General features: G+C 63.6%; 19 protein-coding genes and 1 tRNA gene. 13 read left to right on the forward strand and 7 right to left on the reverse strand.

Annotated elements, in window-relative coordinates:
• Positions 1–48 precede the first annotated feature (48 nt).
• The 7 genes from LB555_RS28830 to LB555_RS28860 all read left to right on the forward strand — a co-directional run bounded on the left by LB555_RS28830 (position 49) and on the right by LB555_RS28860 (position 8,512).
• Complete coding sequence (locus tag LB555_RS28830) at positions 49–669, forward strand: NADH-quinone oxidoreductase subunit J (RefSeq protein WP_015317347.1); 621 nt, start codon at positions 49–51, stop codon at positions 667–669.
• Position 670: 1 nt separating this feature from the next.
• The gene (gene nuoK / locus LB555_RS28835) at positions 671–979 is read left to right on the forward strand and encodes an NADH-quinone oxidoreductase subunit NuoK (RefSeq protein ID WP_023798863.1); all 309 of its coding nucleotides are present in this window, start codon (positions 671–673) and stop codon (positions 977–979) included.
• Positions 980–989: 10 nt separating this feature from the next.
• Complete coding sequence (gene nuoL, locus LB555_RS28840) at positions 990–2,963, forward strand: NADH-quinone oxidoreductase subunit L (protein WP_224684345.1); 1,974 nt, start codon at positions 990–992, stop codon at positions 2,961–2,963.
• Positions 2,963–4,468, forward strand: coding sequence for an NADH-quinone oxidoreductase subunit M (locus LB555_RS28845; protein WP_023769786.1), 1,506 nt, complete (start codon positions 2,963–2,965; stop codon positions 4,466–4,468). The genes nuoL and LB555_RS28845 overlap by 1 nt, the downstream gene beginning before the upstream one ends.
• 19 nt (positions 4,469–4,487) lie before the next feature.
• Positions 4,488–5,924 carry an NADH-quinone oxidoreductase subunit NuoN gene (gene nuoN / locus LB555_RS28850; RefSeq protein WP_015317351.1) on the forward strand — a complete coding sequence of 479 codons (1,437 nt, stop codon included), beginning with the start codon at positions 4,488–4,490 and terminating at the stop codon, positions 5,922–5,924.
• A 4-nt stretch (positions 5,925–5,928) separates the two neighbouring features.
• Positions 5,929–6,750: a biotin--[acetyl-CoA-carboxylase] ligase gene (locus LB555_RS28855; protein ID WP_224684346.1), complete on the forward strand. Its 822-nt coding sequence runs from the start codon at positions 5,929–5,931 to the stop codon at positions 6,748–6,750.
• A 91-nt stretch (positions 6,751–6,841) separates the two neighbouring features.
• Positions 6,842–8,512 carry a ribonuclease J gene (locus LB555_RS28860; RefSeq protein ID WP_224643510.1) on the forward strand — a complete coding sequence of 557 codons (1,671 nt, stop codon included), beginning with the start codon at positions 6,842–6,844 and terminating at the stop codon, positions 8,510–8,512.
• Here LB555_RS28860 and LB555_RS28865 read toward each other — a convergent pair.
• Complete coding sequence (locus LB555_RS28865) at positions 8,502–9,392, reverse strand: MBL fold metallo-hydrolase (RefSeq protein WP_224684347.1); 891 nt, start codon at positions 9,390–9,392, stop codon at positions 8,502–8,504. The two genes, LB555_RS28860 and LB555_RS28865, sit on opposite strands and share 11 nt — an antisense overlap.
• 125 nt (positions 9,393–9,517) lie before the next feature.
• Here LB555_RS28865 and mce point away from each other — a divergent pair, with 125 nt between their 5' ends.
• The 6 genes from mce (at position 9,518) to LB555_RS28895 (ending at position 16,045) form a co-directional block, all read left to right on the forward strand.
• Positions 9,518–9,922: a methylmalonyl-CoA epimerase gene (gene mce, locus LB555_RS28870; protein WP_015317355.1), complete on the forward strand. Its 405-nt coding sequence runs from the start codon at positions 9,518–9,520 to the stop codon at positions 9,920–9,922.
• Positions 9,919–10,203, forward strand: a complete 285-nt coding sequence (locus LB555_RS28875) for a DUF1467 family protein (protein WP_015317356.1) — start codon at positions 9,919–9,921, stop codon at positions 10,201–10,203. Before mce ends, LB555_RS28875 begins: the two co-directional genes overlap by 4 nt.
• 652 nt (positions 10,204–10,855) lie before the next feature.
• Complete coding sequence (proS, locus tag LB555_RS28880; RefSeq protein WP_015317358.1) at positions 10,856–12,184, forward strand: proline--tRNA ligase; 1,329 nt, start codon at positions 10,856–10,858, stop codon at positions 12,182–12,184.
• On the forward strand, positions 12,181–13,467 hold the full coding sequence (locus LB555_RS28885) for a lipoprotein-releasing ABC transporter permease subunit (protein WP_224684348.1): 1,287 nt from the start codon (positions 12,181–12,183) through the stop codon (positions 13,465–13,467). The genes proS and LB555_RS28885 overlap by 4 nt, the downstream gene beginning before the upstream one ends.
• Positions 13,419–14,147: an ABC transporter ATP-binding protein gene (locus tag LB555_RS28890; protein WP_174361970.1), complete on the forward strand. Its 729-nt coding sequence runs from the start codon at positions 13,419–13,421 to the stop codon at positions 14,145–14,147. The genes LB555_RS28885 and LB555_RS28890 overlap by 49 nt, the downstream gene beginning before the upstream one ends.
• 647 nt (positions 14,148–14,794) lie before the next feature.
• Positions 14,795–16,045: a site-2 protease family protein gene (locus LB555_RS28895; protein ID WP_224684349.1), complete on the forward strand. Its 1,251-nt coding sequence runs from the start codon at positions 14,795–14,797 to the stop codon at positions 16,043–16,045.
• A 20-nt stretch (positions 16,046–16,065) separates the two neighbouring features.
• Here LB555_RS28895 and lipB read toward each other — a convergent pair whose 3' ends face one another.
• The 6 genes from lipB to LB555_RS28925 all read right to left on the reverse strand — a co-directional run bounded on the left by lipB (position 16,066) and on the right by LB555_RS28925 (position 21,510).
• Entirely contained in the window at positions 16,066–16,809 is a 744-nt protein-coding gene (gene lipB / locus LB555_RS28900) for a lipoyl(octanoyl) transferase LipB (RefSeq protein WP_224684350.1), read from the reverse strand.
• 143 nt (positions 16,810–16,952) lie between these two features.
• A tRNA-Leu gene (locus LB555_RS28905) sits at positions 16,953–17,037 on the reverse strand.
• Positions 17,038–17,225: 188 nt separating this feature from the next.
• Positions 17,226–18,125, reverse strand: coding sequence for a succinate--CoA ligase subunit alpha (gene sucD / locus LB555_RS28910; protein ID WP_140724002.1), 900 nt, complete (start codon positions 18,123–18,125; stop codon positions 17,226–17,228).
• A gap of 14 nt (positions 18,126–18,139) precedes the next feature.
• Entirely contained in the window at positions 18,140–19,324 is a 1,185-nt protein-coding gene (locus LB555_RS28915) for a malate--CoA ligase subunit beta (protein ID WP_140615842.1), read from the reverse strand.
• 21 nt (positions 19,325–19,345) lie between these two features.
• Positions 19,346–20,308 (reverse strand): HpcH/HpaI aldolase/citrate lyase family protein, encoded by a 963-nt coding sequence (locus LB555_RS28920; protein ID WP_140788676.1) that lies wholly within the window; start codon positions 20,306–20,308, stop codon positions 19,346–19,348.
• A gap of 11 nt (positions 20,309–20,319) precedes the next feature.
• Positions 20,320–21,510: an aminotransferase class V-fold PLP-dependent enzyme gene (locus LB555_RS28925; protein ID WP_224684351.1), complete on the reverse strand. Its 1,191-nt coding sequence runs from the start codon at positions 21,508–21,510 to the stop codon at positions 20,320–20,322.
• Positions 21,511–21,610 lie beyond the last annotated feature (100 nt).

Consider the following 21,610-nt stretch of genomic DNA (forward strand, 5'->3'; position numbering starts at 1 on the left):
TCAAACAGGACGAGCGTCCTGTTTGGACAGGAACCCGGGGGATCCCCAATGCTGAGTGGACTAGAGGCGGCCTTCTTCTACCTCTTCGCCTTTGTCGCCGTGGCGTCGGCGTTCATGGTCATTTCGTCGCGCAACCCCGTGCATTCGGTGCTGTTCCTGATCCTGACCTTCTTCAACGCCGCCGGCCTGTTCATGCTGACCGGCGCCGAGTTCCTGGCGATGATCCTGCTCGTCGTCTATGTCGGCGCGGTCCTGGTGCTGTTCCTGTTCGTCGTCATGATGCTCGACGTCGATTTCGCCGAATTGAAGAGCGGCGCCCTGCAATACGCGCCGATCGGCGCGCTGGTCGGGCTGATCCTGGCGGCGGAGCTGATCGTGGTGCTGGGCGGCTACACCTTCGCGCCGAAGCTCGCCTCGACGGTCGCAAAGCCCATCCCGGATCTCGCCGCGCGATCGAACACGGCGGCGCTCGGCGACATCCTCTATACCGACTACCTCTACTACTTCCAGATTTCGGGCCTCATCCTGCTGGTCGCCATGATCGGCGCCATCGTCTTGACGCTGCGCCACAAGGAAGGGGTCAAGCGGCAGTCGATCGCAGCCCAGGTCGGCCGCACCGCGGCGACCGGCATGGAAATCCGCAAGGTCAAGTCGGGCGAAGGAGTCTGAGATGGTCGTCGGCATCGCACATTATCTGACCGTATCGGCGATCCTGTTCACGCTCGGCGTGTTCGGCATCTTCCTCAACCGCCGCAACATCATCGTCATCCTGATGTCGATCGAGCTGATCCTGCTGGCGGTCAACATCAATTTCGTCGCCTTTTCGGCGGCGCTCGGCGATCTGGTCGGCCAGGTGTTCGCGCTGTTCGTGCTGACGGTCGCGGCGGCTGAAGCCGCCATCGGGCTTGCCATTCTCGTCGTCTTCTTCCGTAACCGCGGCTCGATCGCGGTCGAAGACGTGAACATGATGAAGGGTTGACGGGGCGACTATGTATCAAGCGATCGTCTTCCTTCCGCTGCTCGGCTTCCTGATCGTCGGCCTGTTCGGCAATGCGCTCGGTGCCAAGGCATCCGAATACATCACCTCCGGCTTGCTGGTGATCGCGGCCGTGCTGTCGTGGGTCGCCTTCTTTTCCGTCGGCTTCGGCCACGGCGAGGTGTTCACCGTGCCGGTGCTGCACTGGATCCAGTCCGGCGGGCTGGACGTCTCCTGGGCGCTCAGGATCGACACGCTGACGGTGGTGATGCTGGTGGTGGTCAACACCGTGTCGGCGCTGGTTCACATCTATTCGATCGGCTACATGCACCACGATCCGAACCGGCCGCGCTTCTTCGCATATCTGTCGCTGTTCACCTTCGCCATGCTGATGCTGGTGACGGCTGACAACCTCGTGCAGATGTTCTTCGGCTGGGAAGGGGTGGGCCTCGCGTCCTACCTGCTGATCGGCTTCTGGTACAAGAAGCCGTCGGCCAATGCCGCGGCAATAAAGGCCTTCGTCGTCAACCGCGTTGGCGATTTCGGTTTTGCGCTCGGCATTTTCGGCGTCTTCGTGCTGTTCGGCTCGGTCAATCTCGGCACGATCTTTGCCAATGCGGCGACGTTCATCCCGGCCGAAGGCGCGCCGCAAGGTGCCGCCGTGCTCACCTTCCTCGGCCATGCGCTCGACAAGCAGGCGGCAATGACCGTCGTCTGCCTGCTGCTGTTCATGGGTGCCATGGGCAAGTCGGCGCAGGTGCCGCTGCACACCTGGCTGCCGGACGCCATGGAGGGCCCGACCCCGGTGTCGGCGCTGATCCATGCCGCCACCATGGTGACGGCCGGCGTGTTCATGCTGGCGCGGCTTTCGCCGCTGTTCGAATTGTCGCACTCGGCGCTGACGGTGGTCACCTTAATCGGCGCCTTCACCGCCTTCTTCGCGGCGACCGTGGGCCTGGTCCAGAACGACATCAAGCGCGTCATCGCCTATTCGACCTGCTCGCAGCTCGGCTACATGTTCGTGGCGCTTGGCGTCGGCGCCTATGGCGCGGCGATCTTCCATTTGTTCACGCACGCCTTCTTCAAGGCGCTGCTGTTCCTCGGTTCCGGCTCGGTCATCCACGCCGTCTCCGACGAGCAGGACATGCGCAAGATGGGTGGCCTGAGGCAGCTGATCCCGACCACCTATTGGATGATGGTGATCGGCACGCTGGCGCTGACCGGCGTCGGCATTCCGGTGACCGTCATCGGCACCGCCGGCTTCTTCTCCAAGGACGCCATCATCGAGGCCTCCTTCGCCGGCCACAATTCGGTCGCCGGCCTGGCTTTCATCCTGCTGGTCATCGCCGCCTGCTTCACCTCCTTCTATTCCTGGCGGCTGATCTTCATGACCTTCCATGGCAAGCCGCGGGCGAGCCACGAGGTGATGCACCACGTCCATGAATCGCCGCCGGTGATGCTGGTGCCGCTGTTCATCCTGGCGGCTGGGGCGCTGTTTGCCGGTGTCATCTTCCACAATTCCTTTATCGGCGAAGGCTATGCCGAATTCTGGAAGGCGTCGCTGTTCACGCTGCCGGACAACCATATCCTGCACGAGATCCACGAATTGCCGCTGTGGGTGGAGCTCTCGCCCTTCATCGCCATGCTGATCGGTTTCGCTCTGGCCTGGAAGTTCTACATCCGCTCGCCGGAGATGCCGGTCAATCTGGCCGCCCAGCATCGCGGGCTTTACGCCTTCCTGCTCAACAAGTGGTATTTCGACGAGCTTTACGACTTCCTGTTCGTTCGCCCTGCCAAGCGTCTCGGTCACTTCCTGTGGAAGACCGGTGACGGGACCATCATCGATGGGCTCGGGCCTGACGGCATTTCGGCGCGCGTCGTCGACGTCACCAACCGCGTCGTCAAGCTGCAGACCGGCTACCTCTACCACTACGCCTTCGCCATGCTGATCGGCGTTGCCGCACTCGTCACCTGGATGATGCTCTGATGACCGCCTGGCCAATCCTCTCGCTGGTCACCTTCCTGCCGCTGGTTGGTGTGCTGCTGATCCTGTTCATCAACGATGACAGCGAAAACGCGCGCCGCAACATCCGCGCCATTGCGTTCATCACCACGGCGTTCACCTTCCTGGTGTCGCTGTTCATCTGGACCGGCTTCGACAATTCGCAGGCCGGGTTCCAGTTTGTCGAAAAGGTCGCCTGGCTCGATTCCGGCATTTCCTACCATATGGGCGTCGACGGCATTTCCATGCTGTTCGTCATCCTGACGACCTTCCTGATGCCGCTTTGCATCCTGGCGTCGTGGGAAGCGATCGAGAAGCGCGTCAAGGCCTACATGATCGCCTTCCTGCTTCTGGAAACGCTGATGATCGGCGTGTTCTGCGCGCTGGACATCGTGCTGTTCTACGTCTTCTTCGAAGCCGGCCTGATCCCGATGTTCATCATCATCGGCGTATGGGGCGGCAAGCGGCGCGTCTACGCCTCGTTCAAGTTCTTCCTCTATACGCTGGCCGGCTCGGTGCTGATGCTGCTCGCCATCATGGCGATGTTCTTCCAGTCCGGCACCACCGACATCCCGACGCTTCTGACGCACAGCTTCCCGGCCAACATGCAGACCTGGCTGTGGCTTGCCTTCTTCGCCTCCTTCGCGGTGAAGATGCCGATGTGGCCGGTGCACACCTGGCTGCCCGACGCCCACGTCGAGGCACCGACGGCGGGCTCGGTCATCCTGGCCGGCATCCTGCTGAAAATGGGCGGATACGGCTTCCTGCGCTTCTCCTTGCCGATGTTCCCGCTGGCCTCCGAAATGTTCGCGCCGCTGGTGTTCACGCTGTCGGTCGTCGCCATCATCTACACCTCGCTGGTGGCGCTGATGCAGGAGGACATGAAGAAGCTGATCGCCTATTCGTCGGTCGCCCATATGGGCTTCGTCACCATGGGCATCTTTGCCATGAACCAGGAAGGCGTGCAGGGCGCTATCTTCCAGATGCTCAGCCACGGTCTGGTGTCGGGCGCGCTGTTCCTGTGCGTCGGAGTCATCTATGACCGCATGCACACCCGCGAGATCGCCGCCTATGGCGGTCTCGTCAACAACATGCCGAAATACGCGACCGTGTTCCTGATCTTCACCATGGCCAATGTCGGCCTGCCGGGCACGTCAGGTTTCGTCGGCGAGTTCCTGACCATGCTTGGTGTGTTCCGGGTCAACACCTGGGTGGCGTTCTTCGCCGCCACCGGCGTCATTCTGTCGGCGGCCTATGCGCTTTGGCTCTACCGCCGGGTGATTTTCGGCGCGCTGACCAAGGACAGCCTGAAGGGGCTGCTCGACCTGTCGACCCGCGAGAAGGCGATCATCTATCCGCTGGTCGTGCTGGTCATCTTCTTCGGCGTCTATCCCGCACCCGTCTTCGACGCGACGGCCCAGTCGGTCAAGTCGCTCGTCACCAATGTCACCGCATCCATCGGCGCCGCGCAGACCGCGGCGGCGAACTGACCCAGGGGTTTTGCGAACCATGACGCCGGACCTTCTCTCCAGCCTGTCGCTCTCGACGCCCGAGCTGATCCTTGCCATCGGCGCGCTCGCGCTGCTTATGGTCGGGGCCTATTCGCGTTCCAACACCGCCAATACCGTGACCGGCCTTGCCGTCGCCGTGCTGGTGATCGCAGGCGCCTGGCTGATCTTCCACGCAGGGCAGGGCAGCGCCTATGGCAATGCCTTCATCCAGGATTCCTTCGCCCGCTTCATGAAGGTGCTGGCGCTGATCGGCTCGGCGGTGACGCTCATCATGTCGATGCGCTTTGCCAAGGCGGAGCGTTTCGACAAGTTCGAATATCCGGTGCTGATCCTGCTTTGCACGCTCGGCATGATGCTGATGATCTCGGCCAACGGCATGATCGGGCTCTATCTCGGCCTCGAACTGCAGTCGCTTGCGATCTATGTGCTGGCGGCGATCAATCGCGACAATCTGCGTTCGACAGAAGCCGGCCTGAAATATTTCGTCCTCGGCGCGCTGTCGTCGGGCATGCTGCTCTACGGCATCAGCCTGGTCTACGGCTATACCGGGAACACCGGCTTCCAGGAGATCGCCACGGCGCTGGGCGGCGGCGAGCGCCAGCTTGGCCTTGTCGTCGGTCTCGTCTTCGTGCTGGCCGGGCTTGCCTTCAAGATATCGGCGGTGCCGTTCCACATGTGGACGCCAGACGTCTATGAGGGCGCACCGACACCGGTGACGGCCTTCCTGGCGGCAGCGCCGAAAATGGCGGCGATGGCGCTGATCGTGCGCGTCACCATGGGTGCGTTCAAGCCGATCGCCTCCGACTGGCAGCAGATCATCGTCTTCATCTCGATCGCCTCGATGGCGCTTGGCTCCTTCGCCGCGATCGGCCAGACCAACATCAAGCGGCTGATGGCCTATTCCTCGATCGGCCATATGGGCTACGCGCTGGTCGGCCTTGCCGCCAACAGCCAGGCCGGCGTGCGCGGCGTCGCCATCTACATGCTGATCTACCTGGTGATGACGCTCGGCACGTTCGCCTTCATCCTTGCCATGCGGCGCAAGGAAGGCAATGTCGAGCAGATCAGCGATCTCGCCGGCCTCTCGTCGACCAACCCCATCATGGCGACGATCCTGACCATCCTGATGTTCTCGCTGGCCGGCATTCCGCCGCTCGCCGGCTTCTGGGGGAAGTGGTACGTCTTCCTCGCCGCCATCAACGCCAACCTCTATGCGCTGGCAATCATCGGCGTGCTCGCTTCCGTGGTGGGCGCTTACTACTACCTGCGCATCATCAAGATCATGTGGTTCGATGAGCCGGTCGGCGGCTTTGTGCCGATGGCCAGCGAGTTGCGTGTCGTGCTCGGCGTCAGTGGCGCCTTCGTGCTGTTCTACGTGCTGATCGGCGGGCCGATCGGGACCTATGCCGAAGCCGCCGCCAAGACATTTTTCTGACGGGATGGCATTTCGGCTGGCTCCAACCTCGGCGTCGGAAGGGTTCCGGCTCGAGGCGCATGACAGTGTCGGCTCCACCAACGCGCTGGCGCTGGACCATGCCCGGGCGGGCGACCCGGGCAAGCTCTGGGTCGTTTCCAAGAAGCAGGAAAGCGGGCGCGGCCGGCGTGGCCGTGCCTGGGCAACGCCGGAAGGCAATCTGGCGGCGACGCTGCTCCTCATCACCGGCGGCGAATTGCGCCTTGCCGCGACGCTCGGCTTCGTCGCGGGGCTGGCGCTGGCCGACGCGCTCGACGCGGTGGTGCCGAAGGGCCGCATCGCGATAGGCCTCGACGGAGCGAGCCAGGGACAGAACCGTTTCGAGCTGAAATGGCCAAACGATGTGCTCGCCTCCGGCGCCAAGCTGGCCGGCATCCTGCTGGAGTCGGCGATGCTTGACGGTAGCCGCTTCGCGGTGGCGGTGGGCATCGGCGTCAATGTGGTGGCGCATCCGCGGGATTTGCCTTATCCCGCGACATCGCTTCACGCGTTGGGCGCGGCTTGCGATGCCGAAACGCTGTTTCTGGCGCTGTCGGATGCCTGGAGCGAGAATGCCCGCCTGTGGGACGAAGGACGTGGCCTTGCCGCCATCAGGAAGCGTTGGCTGGCCCGCGCGGCGGGCATTGGCGGCGAGGTTGCTGTCAGAATTGACGGTAATGTGGTGCGTGGCGTGTTCGAGACCATTGACGAGGACTGCCGTTTCGTGATCCGCGACGATGACGGGTCTGTTCTGACGGTCGCCGCCGGCGATGTGCATTTCGGCGCGGTGGCGTCCGCGCGGATATAATTTGTTTTTGAGCAATTCCGGACGGAAAACCGGTAGGCACTTGCTGGAATTGCTTTAACGGCTTGGCCCGAGGGTCAGGAAGGAAAAAGTCATGGCGAAAGCGGACAACGCCGAACTCGTCTTCGTGCCGCTCGGCGGCGTCGGCGAGATCGGCATGAACTTCGCCCTCTACGGCTATGGCCCGCCGAGCGCGCGCGAATGGATCGTCATCGATGTCGGCGTCACCTTTCCCGACGCGGCGCATCCGGGCGTCGACCTGATCCTGCCCGATACGCGCTTCATCGAGGAGAACCTCGCCAATCTGCGCGGCATCATCATCACCCACGCGCATGAGGACCACTACGGCGCGCTGCTCGACATCTGGCCGAAGCTGAAGGCGCCGGTCTGGATGACGCCGTTCAGCGCCGGGCTGCTGGAAGCCAAGCGTCAGGGCGAGCAGGGCGCGCCGAAGATCCCGCTGACGATCTACCGGGCGGGCGAAAAGTTCACGGTGGGCCCCTTCGAGATCGAAGCCATTCCGGTGGCACACTCCATTCCCGAACCCATGTCGCTGGCGATCACCTCGCCGGCCGGCACCGTCATCCACACCGGCGACTGGAAGATCGATCCGGAGCCGACGATCGGTCCCAAGACCGACGAGGCGCGGTTCCGCGCCTATGGCGACAAGGGCGTGCTGGCGCTGATCTGCGATTCGACCAATGCGCTGCGCGAAGGCGAGTCGCCTTCGGAAGTGGCCGTGGGCGAGGGCCTGAAAGGCGTCATCCAGGCGGCCAAGGGCCGCGTCGCCGTCACCACCTTCTCCTCCAACGTCGGACGCATCGTTTCCATCGCCAGGGCAGCGCGCGATGCCGGCCGCCAGTGCCTTGTGCTCGGCCGCTCGTTGAAGCGCGTCATCGATGTGGCCGGCGAACTTGGCTACATGGACGGCCTGCCGGAGTTCATCGCCGAGGAGGATTTCGGCTTCATCCCGCGCGAGAACCTGGTCATCATCTGCACCGGCAGCCAGGGCGAGCCGTTGGCGGCACTTGCCAAGCTGTCGCGCGACGAGATGAAATCGGTGTCGCTGACAGCGGGCGACACGGTGGTGTTTTCCTCGCGCACCATTCCCGGCAACGAGAAGGCGATCCTCGAGATCAAGAACCGCCTCATCGATCTCGGCATCAAGATCATCGAGGACGGCGATGCGCTGGTGCATGTCTCTGGCCACCCCCGCCGCAGCGAACTGCGCAAGATGTATGAATGGGTGCGTCCGCAAATCGGCGTTCCCGTGCATGGCGAGGCGGCGCATCTGGTGGCGCAGGGCTCGCTGATGTCCACCTCCGGCATCGGCCAGGTGGCGCAGGTGCGCGACGGCGACATGCTGCGGCTCGCTCCCGGTCCCGCCACGATCATCGACCAGGTGCCGTTCGGCCGCGTCTACAAGGACGGCAATCTGATCGGCACCGATCAGGCGATGGGTATTCGCGACAGGCGCAAGCTGTCCTTTGCCGGTCATGTCGCGGTCAATGTCGTGCTTGATGACAAGTACGAGCTGGCCGGCGATCCCGACCTGGTCGCCATTGGCGTCGCCGAAACCGACGCCCGTGGCGAGACGCTCGAGGACTTGATGATCGATGCGGCCGTCGGCGCGGTCGATTCGATCCCCCGCCAGCGCCGCAAGGATCTCGACCTGGTGCAGGAGGCGGTGCGGCGCGCGGTGCGCGGCGCGGCCAACGAAGCGTGGGGCAAGAAACCGCTGGTGACGGTTTTCGTCACCCGGTGACGGAGGCGTCGGGGGCTCGGATGTTCAGCTGATAGCTGACCGGAATCCAGCGAAAGGAATGGTCTGTCCGCTCGACATAGCCCAGGCCCGGAAACGGCATGTGGTGGCCGGCGACGAGCAGGCGCTGCTCCGCAGCCATGCCGAGCAGCCGCTTGCGGGTCTCGATCGCCTTTTCCTTGTCGTCGTCGAAATCGGCATGCCACTGCGGACGCTGGATCGACACGACATAATGCAGGAAAGCGTCCGACCAGATCAGCAATTGCTGTCCGTCGCTTTCGACAAGGAAGGCCAAGAGCCCGGCGGAGTGACCGGCCGCGTCGATGGCAGTGATGCCCGGCACCACTTCGTCTCCAGGCGCTATGAACGTCGCGCGGTCGGCCAGGCCAGTGCAAATGCGCCTAAAGAGATCACGATTGGCCAACCTGGCCGGACGCACCGCATTTCCTTCGGTCCAGAAGGCGAATTCCGCTGCGCCGAATACCAGGCGTGCGCGGCTGAAAACGGATGCGCCATTCCGGACAAGCCCGCCAATGTGGTCCGGGTGCCCGTGGGTGATGACCACCACATCGATGTCATCAGGGCCGAGCCCAAGGGCTTGCAAACACTCCAGGAGTGAACTGTCTTCATCTCCGCAGCCAGTGTCGAACAGGATCTTTTCGGAACCGGTATCGATCAGCGTCGGGATGAAGCAATGCTCGTAGCGATCCTGGTCGATGAAGTTCGAAACCGCGAGTTCGAGCACGGCCGCCGGCGGCTGTCCGGCCGCGAAGGCCGATGCAAGCCCGTCTCTGACATCGACGGCATCGAGCAGAGCGGCAATTTTGAACGACCCGAGATCGAAGGTGAAAACGCGGGGGCGGGCAGGGCTGATTCCGGACATTGGCCTTTGTACTTTGTGGCTGCTGGTTGCAACAGGTGCGACAGTGCGCTCTTCGCGAAAGGCTGTTGATCTCGGCTGATTTGACGTATGACGCCAGTCGTTGGACCTGGGAGAAAAGCTCGGACATGCTCGGACGGCTGAACCATGTCGCGCTTGCGGTGCCGGATTTGACCGCCGCCGTTGCAGCTTACCGCAACACGCTCGGCGCCGAAGTGACCGAGCCGCAGGCGTTGCCGGAGCATGGCGTCACCGTGGTGTTCGTCGATGTCGGCAACACCAAGGTCGAGTTGCTGGAGCCGCTTGGCGAGGGCTCGCCAATCGCGGCATTCCTCGAGAAGAACCCGTCGGGCGGCATGCATCATCTCTGCTACGAGGTCGACGACATCCTGGCCGCGCGCGACCAGCTCAAGGCCGCCGGCGCCCGGGTGCTTGGTGACGGCAATCCCAAACCAGGCGCGCACGGCAAGCCGGTGCTGTTCCTGCATCCGAAGGATTTCTTCGGCACGCTGATCGAACTGGAGCAATCATGAGCTGGGTCTCGTTCACCGCGCTGTTTTTCGCGACCTGGTGGGTGGTGCTGTTTGCCGTCCTGCCGTTCAGCGTCAGAACGCAGGACGACGATCACGACGTGACGCTGGGCACGGTGCCGAGCGCGCCGCGCGGGCCGCATATGCTGCGTGCCGTGATCCGCACCACCATCGCAACGGCGGTCCTGATGGGCATTTTCTACGGCCTGACGCACGGGCTGGGATACAGCCTCAACGACATCCCGCACATCGTGCCGGAACTCAGTCCGACCCCAGGGAAATAGACGTGGCGGCAAGGGTGCTCCGATAAGGTCGGAGCGCTGCGGATGGGATTGAGATGCCGCCCTGTACGGCGGCTACTGGCTGCTGACGCAAGGTCATGTAGGCTGCCAATTCGCAGCGCTAACCAGATGATTGCACAAAAAAAATGCAAGGCACAAGGCCTTGCAATTAAACGCGTCCGATCTGTTTCCGGTATCCGGCGGCAGCGAGTAACCGCGCCTAGATCGCATCCTCCCAAGACTTTGACCGCGTAGGAGAGCAGATTTTTTTCTGCCCTCTCGGTTATCGGGGCACATTAGCCCAACGGAAATGAAAATGTCACGAAGAATTTTGCCTTGAAACGGGCAATCTCGTGCTGCACTGCACAATAGTGCGGCAGGCTTTGCTTTTGAAACGTCCAGTCAGGCTCGACAGAGCCTTTGCGGCATGTTCGCAATTGACGCGCGCAAAGAATTGACGGCCAAACCCGAAGAGGTTCGGTGCGTTCCATTGTCGGCGCGGGTCGATCCGGAAGCGAGGGATTCGGGCTCGGAAGGGGCCTACGTGGTGGGATGGCCGGGTTTCCATTCGGTCATGAAATCGTTATGAAGCCGGGGCAAGCAAGCCTGCGCCGCGCCGATTCTGGCGTGGCCATTCTCATTCACGGACCTGTCCATGCGTTTGTCGCGCTATTTCCTGCCTATCCTCAAAGAAAATCCGCGCGAGGCCGAAATCGTCTCGCATCGGCTGATGCTGCGCGCCGGCATGATCCGCCAGCAGGGACAAGGCAGTTTTTCCTGGCTGCCGCTGGGCAAACGGGTGCTGGACAAGGTCTGCAAGATCATCCGCGAGGAGCAGAACCGCGCCGGTGCGCTGGAGATCCTGATGCCGACCATCCAGTCGGCCGATCTGTGGCGCGAGAGCGGCCGTTACAACGACTACGGCAAGGAGATGCTGCGCATCAAGGACCGGCAGGACCGCGACATGCTCTACGGTCCGACCAACGAGGAAATGGTCACCGAGATTTTTCGCGCTTACGTCAAATCCTACAAGGACCTGCCGCTCAACCTCTACCACATACAGTGGAAGTTCCGTGACGAGGTGCGGCCGCGCTTCGGCGTGATGCGTTCGCGCGAATTCCTGATGAAGGACGCCTATTCCTTCGATCTCGACTTCGAAGGCGCGAGAGCCGCCTACAACCGGATGTTCGTGTCCTATCTCAGGACCTTCACGCGCATGGGCCTGCAGGCCATTCCGATGCGGGCCGACACCGGTCCGATCGGCGGCGATCTCAGCCACGAGTTCATCATCCTGGCCGACACTGGTGAAAGCCAGGTCTTCTGCCATCGCGATTACCTGTCGCTTGCGGTGCCCGGCGCGAACACCGACTTCGCCAATGACGGCGAGATAGCAGATATCGTCAAGACGTGGACGACGCCTTACGCCGCCACCGACGAGATGCATGACGAGGCGGCGTGGGAGAAGGTTCCGACTGGCGACCGGGTCTCGGCGCGCGGCATCGAGGTCGGCCATATCTTCCACTTCGGCGAGAAATATTCCAAGCCGATGGGGGCCAAGGTGACGGGGCCCGACGGCAAGGATCATTTCGCCTCGGGCGGCTCCTACGGTATCGGCCCGTCGCGGCTGGTCGCGGCGATCATCGAGGCCAGCCATGACGAGAACGGCATCATCTGGCCGGAAGCGGTGGCGCCGTTCGATATCGGCCTGATCAACATGAAGGCGGGCGATGCCGACTGCGATCGCGTCTGCGACGAACTCAACGCCGCCTTCACCGCCGCCGGCAAGGATGTGCTCTACGACGATACCGACCAGCGGCCGGGCGGCAAATTCGCCACCGCCGACCTGATCGGCCTGCCCTGGCAAGTGATCGTCGGGCCGCGCGGTGTCGCCGCCGGCGAGGTCGAGATCAAGAATCGCAAGACCGGCGAGCGCGTGACGCTGCCGATCGCCGACGCGGCCAAACACTTCGGTGCCGCCGCATGAGCGATGCGGCGGCAGCGAGATCGGCGGGCGCCGGCCCTTTTTCCATCTTCGAGCGCACGGTCGCCTGGCGCTATTTGCGTTCGCGGCGCAAGGAGACGGTGATCTCGGTGATCGCCTCGATCTCTTTTCTCGGCATCATGCTGGGCGTCGCCACGCTGATCGTGGTCATGGCGGTGATGAACGGCTTCCGCGCCGAGCTTTTGACGCGCATCCTTGGCGTCAACGGCCATCTGATCGTGCAGCCGCTCGATTCACCGCTTGAGGACTATGCCCAGGTCGCCAGCCGCATCAACGGCGTACCCGGGGTCAAATACGCCATCCCGCTGATCGACGGCCAGGTGCTGGCGCAAGGCAATGTCGGCGGCGGCACCGGCGCGCTGGTGCGCGGCATCCGGGGTGAAGATCTCGGCAAGATCGCCATCGTGGCCAGCAACATCAAGCAAGGCACGCTCGCCGATTTCGATACCGGCGAGGGTGTCGCCATCGGCAAGCGCATGGCCGAGAATCTCGGCCTGACGCTCGGCGATACCATTACCTTGATCTCGCCGGACGGGGATGTGACGCCGCTCGGCACCACACCGCGCATGAAGGGCTACAAGATCGCGGCGATCTTCGAGGTCGGCATGTCTGAATATGACACGTCGATCGTCTACATGCCGTTCTCCGAAGCGCAGCTCTACTTCAACATGGACGGCCGGGCGCAGACGATCGAGATCTATGTCGACAATCCCGACGATGTCGACGCGCTGAAACCCAAGGTGGAAGCGGCGGCGCAGCGGCCGATCGACATGGTCGACTGGCGCCAGCGCAACGAGACCTTCTTTTCGGCTCTGCAGGTCGAACGCAACGTCATGTTCATGATCCTGACGCTGATCGTGCTGGTGGCGGCACTCAACATCATTTCCGGACTGATCATGCTGGTGAAGGACAAGGGGCATGATATCGCCATCCTGCGCACCATGGGCGCCTCGCGCGGCGCCATCCTGCGCATCTTCCTGATGACTGGGGCGGCGATCGGCGTGACGGGCACGCTCGCCGGCGTGCTGCTCGGCGTCGTGATCTGCACCAATATCGAATCGATCCGCCAGTTCTTCTCCTGGATGACCGGCAAGGTGCTGTTCAACCCCGAGCTCTATTTCCTCAGCCAGTTGCCGGCCAAGATGGATCCGCGCGAGACGACCTATGTCATCATCATGGCGCTTGCGCTGTCCTTCCTGGCTACGGTGTTTCCGGCATGGCGGGCGGCCCGCCTCGATCCGGTCGAAGCCTTGAGGTACGAGTAGTGGCCGAAGTCATTATCGAGCTGAAGAGCGTCGAACGGCACTACGTCCAGGGGCCGCGCAAGCTCACCATCCTGAACGGCGCCGATTTCGCGCTGCGGCGCGGTGAAATGGTGGCGCTGGTGGCCCCGTCGGGCACCGGCAAATCGACGCTGCTGCATACGGCCGGGCTGCTGGAGCGGCCGGATGCCGGCGACGTGATCCTGTCCGGACGCGCCTGTGGCCGGCTGTCCGACGACGAGCGCACCTCGATCCGCCGCAACGATGTCGGCTTCGTCTATCAGTTCCATCATTTGCTGCCGGAGTTTTCCGCGCTGGAAAACATCATGATGCCGCAGCTCATCAAGGGCCTGCCGCGCAAGGAAGCGTCCGAGCGAGCGGCGCAACTGCTCGACTACATGCAGATCGGCAAACGGGCGTCGCACCGGCCGTCGGAGCTTTCCGGCGGCGAGCAGCAGCGCGTCGCCATCGCGCGTGCGGTCGCCAATGCGCCGCTGGTGCTGCTCGCCGACGAGCCCACCGGCAACCTCGACCCGGTCACAGCCTCCTACGTGTTCGAGGCGCTGGAGGCACTGGTGCGGCAATCGGGCCTCGCGGCGCTGATCGCCACCCACAATCACGAGCTTGCATCGCGCATGGACCGGCGCGTCACGTTGGCCGACGGCAAGGTGGTGCCGCTCTAAGGACGATTCTCACCCGACGTGTACCGCGCGGGGGTAGCTTAGAACCGCCAGTGAGCGCTCATTGCGATCAGAGTGGACGATATCGCGCTCGTCGCCAGGATGGCCAACCAAATTACGAGATTGCGAGAGAGGCGCCGCCGGCGACCTTGTCGCATACGCTTTCGCCAGCGTTCCCTTGATTTGCGCCTCCGTATTTCCCCATGTCGATCGCTCAGCAATGCCTCAGGCCCAGGCATTTTCGGCTCAGCCAAAATTTAATACAAGCGGTCGCTAATTTGTTCTTCCCGGGCTGAAGCCTACCCTGGCAAGCTTCCAACTCCCTCTCTTAGCGACCAATTAACGTTTCACTAACCGTGCACAGTTCCCCGCCCATGGCCATACCTCCCAGCGGTTGACACTGGAACAAAATTAGAACAAACTAGAAACATATCAACAACAGGAGAGAGTTATGACCGATCTGGTTCAGGATGTCATCTCGCTGGTTTGCATGAGCGCGTTTCTTGTCTCCATGGCGATCTGGATCGGAGCCATGTGATTTGGCAGCGTCGGCCGTCGCTGTTTCTCGATGACCAATGCCGCCCCGCCGTTAAGCTTTTCTTGCCGCAGCAAAGTTAGGGTGCGGCTCCAAGGCAGGGAGCAACGTCCAGGTGTCGCCCATCGTCACGGCCATTCTCGTGGCCAGCAATCTCGGGCTGATCTTTCTCCTGATGGCCGTGCCGCTTGGTTTGCGCACGGTCAGGTCGAGCCGCATCGTGGCGATGGACCGGCAGCGCCTGTGGCAGGCGCTGTGGCCGCTCGGCAGCAATGCCGGCTGGTCCGGCGAGATCCTGTCGGCGCAGCCGCTGGACGAAGAGGGCGTCGCCCGCATCACGCTCTCTTGGGGAGGCCGCGATGGCAAGCCGATAGAGCGCAGGGCGCAGTTTGAAGATGTCGTCGAGGGCAGCCGCTTCTCGATGCAGGTGATCGAGGACACCGCGCTCGATAGCTCGTTCTGGAAGGACTATGGCGAGACCGCCGAACTGGTTTCGGAGGGAAGCGGCACGCGCGTGACGCTCAGCCGGACCGACCGCTACCGCGGCGTGGCTTTCCTGGTGTTTCGCTATTTCGCCATGCGCCGCGAGCTCTCCAAGCTGCAGCGTTGGGCAAGGACCGGGCAGTATCGCAAGGGTGGCTGGTTCGAGCATCCGCTGAGCCAGGTCGGCTTTGCCGTGTTGTCGGCATTGATGCTGTGGCCGTTCTTCGGCCTTCACCTCGGCGGGCTGGCGCTGGCCGCGATCCTGACGTCGGTGGTGGCGCTGCACGAACTCGGCCACATGGCGGCGTTCCGGCTGACGGGCCATCGCAGGGCGCGGATGATCTTCATCCCGCTGCTTGGCGGCATCGCCATTGGCGGCCGGCCCTATAACAGCCGTTTCGAAGTGGCCTTCGTGGCGTTGATGGGGGCGGGGTTTTCCGCCTTCCTGGTGCCGATCGTCATCGCCGCCAGCGTTCTTGCCGGCGGCGAGGGTCACAAGGCGGCTGCCGCGCTACTCGCCGCACTCGCAGGCTGCGCTGCCCTGTTCAACATCGCCAATCTGGTGCCGGTGTGGAAGTTCGACGGCGGCCAGGTGCTGCGCCAGATCTGCCCGGGGCCGGTCGTCCTGGCGCTGGCGTCCTTCTCGCTGCTCTCGGCCTTTCTGGCGCTTGGCTGGCGGGCCGGTTTTTCCCTGGGCTTCCTGCTCGCGGCCGGTGCGGTATTTTCGATTCTCAGCCTGCTCACCGTCGGCAGCGGGGTGAAGCCACGCCACGAACTGGAGCCGATCGGCACTGTCGATCGTTTGGTCATCGCCGGGGCCTTGCTGGCGGTGTTCGCCATCCACGGCTGCGGCGTGTTGTGGGCGTCAGGGCAGTTGCTCTGAGCTGGTTGGGTCCGAAAGGATCAACCCGTCTTGCGGGCAGCCTCGACCGGCAAAGCCGCCACGGGACCAAAAACATCCTCGAAGGCTGATTTCAGCGCCAGATCCAGATCGGCCATGCCGACGGGCAGGCCGAGGTCGACGAGGCTAGTGACGCCGTGGTCCTGGACCCCGCACGGCACGATGCCGCCGAAATGCTCGAGCTCCGGTTCGACATTGATGGCGATGCCATGGAAGCTCACCCACCGCCGCAGCCTTATGCCGATTGCCGCGATCTTGTCCTCGGCAGGTGAGCCGTCGGGCAAAGCAGGGCGATCTGGCCGTACCACCCAGACGCCGACCCGGTCCTCGCGGCGTTCGCCGCGCACGTTGAAGGCGGCGAGCGTGCCGATGATCCACTGTTCGAGCGCCGCGACGAAGGCGCGCACGTCCTCGCGCCGGCGCTTCAGGTCGAGCATGACATAGGCGACCCGCTGGCCTGGCCCATGATAAGTGTATTCGCCGCCGCGTCCGGCCGCAAAGACCGGAAAGCGATCGGGTTCGATCAGGTCCTCGATGCGGGCGCTGGTGCCGGCGGTGTAGAGCGGCGGATGTTCGACCAGCCAGACCATTTCGCCGGCAGCCCCGCCGCGGATCGCCTCGGCGCGCGTCTCCATGAACGCAAGCGCATCGGGATAGGCGACAAGGCCCGGCTCGACCAGCCATTCCACCGGGGCCGAACCGGGCAAGGGCAGGAACGACGTGGCAATCTGGCTGCGTTCTGTCATGGGGTCTCTCTTGTCGCCTTCCATATGGCGATATCAAGCAGAAACGTCCAGTTCGCCGTGCGCTTGGGCGCCGGGCATCCGACGCGCCGGCAAGGCGATGAGTGCTTGCCGGTTCAGTTCGCAGCTGTGTCGTCAGGATGATTTGGTGCGGTCGAGAAGACTCGAACTTCCACGGGTTGCCCCACAGCGACCTCAACGCTGCGCGTCTACCAATTCCGCCACGACCGCACGTGGTAGAGCCGGAACCGACCGGCTCGCGGCGTGTAGCAAATCGTTTCCAGCGAAACAAGTGCGCCACGAGTATTTAATCGCTGGGAATGGCTATAACGGATCAATCGCTTTGCGCGCCCGGAAACGAAGGCGGCGGCGCGTCTTGGAGACTGCGTCGCCGCGTCGGCTTTCGTCCGACCCTGCGGCTACGCCGCCTGCTTCCTTCGCGCCAGCGTATCGGCCACCACCTCGCCAAACGATGAGGGCGTCGGCACGATGATGACGCCGGCCTCCTTCAGGATCTCGACCTTTTCCTGCGCGGACTCGCCGAAGGCCGAGATGATGGCGCCGGCATGACCCATGCGGCGGCCTTTGGGGGCGGACAGGCCGGCGATGTAGGCGATCAGCGGCTTCCTCATATTGTCGCGTGCCCAGATCGCGGCTTCGGCTTCCTGCGGTCCGCCGATCTCGCCGATCATGACCACGGCGTCGGTCTCGTCGTCCTGCTCGAACAGCTTCAGAACGTCCTTGAAGGAGGAGCCGTTGATCGGATCGCCGCCAATGCCGACGCTGGTCGACACGCCGATGCCGAGCGCCTTCATCTGCGAGGCGGCTTCATAGCCCAGCGTTCCCGAGCGGCCGACGATGCCGATGCGGCCGGGCAGGTAGATCGAGCCGGGCATGATGCCCATCAGCGCCTGTCCCGGCGTGATGATGCCGGCGCAATTCGGCCCGACCAGCCGCATGCGGTCCTCGTAGCGGTAGCGGCGCATGTAGCGCTTGACCTGCATCATGTCCTGCGAGGGGATGCCGTCGGTGATGCAGACGCAGAGCTTTATCCCCGCATCCGCCGCTTCCATGATCGAATCGGCTGCAAAGGGCGGCGGCACGAAGACGATGCTGGCTTCGGCACGGGTCTCGCGCACAGCGCCCTTGACCGTGTTGAAGACGGGCAGGCCGAGATGCGTCTGGCCGCCCTTGCCGGGCGTGACGCCACCGACGAGCTTGGTGCCGTAGCGCTTCATGTCCTCGGCATGGAAGCTGCCGATCTTGCCGGTGAAACCTTGCACGATGACGCGTGTGCTGCGGTTGAGCAGGATTGCCATTTTTCCGTCCTCCCTCAGGCTGCTTTTTTGTTGGCGGCCACGCGCCAGGCGGCGACGGCTTTTTCGGCGGCCTCGGCGAGCGTGTCGGCGACGATCACCGCCTCGCCGGAATCGGCCAGGATCTTGCGCCCTTCCTCGGCCCTGGTGCCGGACAGCCGCACCACCAGCGGCACGTTGACGCCGACCTCGCGGATCGCCTTGATGACGCCCTCGGCGACCCAGTCGCAACGGTTGATGCCGGCAAAGATGTTGACCAGGATGGTCTCGACATTCTTGTCGCCGAGCACGGCGCGGAAGGATTTCGCGACCCGCTCGGGCGAAGCGCCGCCGCCGATGTCGAGGAAGTTGGCCGGCTCGCCGCCAGCGATCTTGATCATGTCCATCGTCGCCATGGCGAGCCCGGCGCCATTGATGATGCAGCCAATATTGCCGTCGAGGCCGACATAGGAGAGGCCGCGATCGCTGGCGAAGGTTTCGCGCGGGTCTTCCTGGCTCTTGTCGCGCAATTCGGAGATTTCGGGCCGCCGGAACAGCGCGTTCTCATCGAACGACATCTTGGCGTCGAGTGCCACCAGGCTGCCGTCGCGGGTCACCACCAGCGGATTGATCTCCAGCATCGAGGCGTCGTAGTCGCGGAACACCTGGTAACAGCTGAAGATGGTCTCGGTCGCCTTGCCGATCAGACTGTCCTCCAGGCCGAGCCCGAAGGCGATCTCGCGCGCCTGGAAGCGCTGCATGCCGACGCCGGGATCGACGGTGGCGCGGATGATCGAATCGGGTGCCTTCTCGGCGATCTCCTCGATTTCCATGCCGCCGGCGGCCGAGGCCACGATCATGACGCGCTCTTCCTTGCGGTCGAGCACGAAGCCGAGATAGAGCTCCTGCGCGATGTCGACGGCTTCCTCCAGATAGAGGCGCGAGATCAGCTTGCCACGCGGGCCGGTCTGGTGCGTCACCAGCTTGCGTCCGAGCATGGCTTCGGCGGCGCTGGAAATTTCCTCATCATTGGCGCAGAGCTTGATGCCGCCGGCCTTGCCGCGCGCGCCGGAATGAACCTGCGCCTTCAGCACCCATTTGCCGCCGCCGATCTCGCGCGCCCGGTAGGTCGCCTGTTCGGGGCTGTAGGCCAGGCCGCCACGCGGCACATGGATCCCATGCCGGGCGAGCAGTTCCTTGGCTTGGTATTCGTGGATGTCCATTCTTTTCTCCTCCCCAAATCGTCAAAGTGCCGCGACGTGCTGTTGGCCGGCGCGTTCGATGGCGTCGTTGACCACCAGAACGTTGCGCGCCATGCGTTCCGACGCGGCGTCGATCATCTTGCCGTCGAGTGCGGCGGCACCCTTGCCCTGCGCCTCCGCCTCCTTCAGCACTTCGAGGATGCGGCGGGCGCGCGTGACTTCCTTCTCCGGCGGCGAGAAGACGTCGTTGGCCAAGGCAATCTGCGAGGGATGGATCGCCCATTTGCCTTCGATGCCGAGCGCGGCGGCGCGCCTGGCGGCCGCCTTGTAGCCTTCAGGATCTGAGAAATCGCCGAACGGTCCGTCGATGGCGCGCAGGCCGTAGGCGCGGCAGGCGACGGTCATCCGCGACAGGGCGAAATGCCACTGGTCGCCGGGATAGTCGGGGTTGAGGCCGCCAATATTGACGGTCCGCGCCTTGCAGCTTGCCGCATAGTCGGCAACGCCGAAATGCATGGCTTCCAGCCGTCCAGGGGTGGCGGCGATAGCCTCGACATTGGCCATGCCGAGCGCGGTCTCGATCAGAGCTTCCAGGCCGACACGGGTCTTGAAGCCCTTGGCCATCTCGATCTGGTTGACCATGGCCTCGACCATGTAGAGGTCGGCCGGAACGCCGACCTTGGGCACCAGTATGGTGTCCAGCCGGTCGCCGGCCTGCTCCATGACGTCGACAACGTCGCGGTACATGTAGTGCGTGTCCAGCCCGTTGATGCGCACCGAGACGGTCTTGCCCTTGGCGCGCCAGTCGATGTCGTTCAGCGCCTGGATGATGTTCTTGCGTGCGCGTTCCTTGTCGGGCGGCGCGACGGCGTCCTCAATGTCGAGGAAGACGAAGTCGGCGGCGCTGTTGGCCGCCTTGTCCATCATCTCCGGGCTGGAGCCTGGAACCGCCAGTTCGCTGCGCTGCAGCCTGAGTTTCTTGAGGTGGTTAATGGTGTGGCTCATCGTCGACTCCCTCAGGCGGCTTCGGCGACCGGCAGCGCGGCCGAGGCGCGGAAATGCTGGATGGCGGCGCCGACGCCGGAGCCCGGCGCCAGCCGGACGCCACAATCGAGCAGCGCCATTTCCGCCGCCGAAAGCGAGGCCAGAACCATCACCTCGTTCAGCCAGCCGAGATGGCCAATGCGGAAAACCTTGCCGAACACCTTGTTGAGGCCGCCGCCCAGCGAGGTCTGGTAGGCCTGGTAGGCGCGCTTGACGACGTCGCCGCTGTCGATGCCGTCCGGCACGAGAATGGCGCTGACCGTGTCCGAATGCCATTTCGGCGCCTTGGCGCAGAGCTTCAGCCCCCACGCGTCGACCGCCTTGCGCACACCTTCGGCGAGGCGATGGTGGCGGGAGAAGATGGTCTCCAGCCCTTCCTCGGCGATCAGGTCGAGCGAGGCGCGCAGGCCGCGCAGCAATTGTGTCGCCGGGGTGTAAGGGAAATAGCCGGCATCGTTGGCGCGGATCATGTCCTCGAAGGAGAAGAAACAGCGCCGGTGGGTGGCGGTTCTCGAAGCGACGAGCGCCTTCCTGCTCACCGACAGGAAGCCGAGGCCGGCCGGCAGCATGAAGCCTTTCTGCGAGCCGCTGACGGCGCAGTCGACGCCCCATTCTTCCTGGCGAAAGTCGATCGAGCCGATCGACGAGACGCCGTCGACGAAAAGAAGGGCAGGGTGGTTCACATCGTCGAGCGCGGCGCGGCAGCCGGCGACGTCGCTGGTGACGCCTGTCGCCGTCTCGTTCTGTGTGCAGAAAATCGCCTTGATGCGGTGCGTCTTGTCCGCCTTCAGCCGCTCCGCATAGAGTTCCAGCGGAACGCCGGTTCCCCATTCGCAGTCGATGACGTCGACCTCGAAACCGAGCCGTTCGGCCATGTCGACCCACAGATGCGAGAACTGGCCGAAACGCGACATCAAAACGCGGTCGCCTGGGCTGAGCACATTGGTCATCGCCGCTTCCCAGGCTCCGGTGCCCGAGGACGGGTAGATGAAGACGCGGCCGGTCTCGTTCTTGAAGACCCGTTTGATGTCCTCGAACAGCGGCAGGGTGAGGTCGGGAAAGGTGGCCGCGCGCATGTCCTCCATCGGCAGGTTCATCGCTTGGCGTACCTGCTCGGGGATGTTGGTCGGCCCGGGAATGAAAAGATGGGTGAAACCGGCCATGATGCGAACTCCTCCTGATCCAGCAAAGCGGTGGTGGGAGTTTCGTTTCGACGGCCGATGCCGACAACACCTTGGCGGGTAAGATCTCACCGCATGCGGG

This window comes from Mesorhizobium sp. BR-1-1-10 (assembly GCF_020165595.1).
GTDB classification, from domain to species: Bacteria; Pseudomonadota; Alphaproteobacteria; order Rhizobiales; family Rhizobiaceae; genus Mesorhizobium; species Mesorhizobium australicum.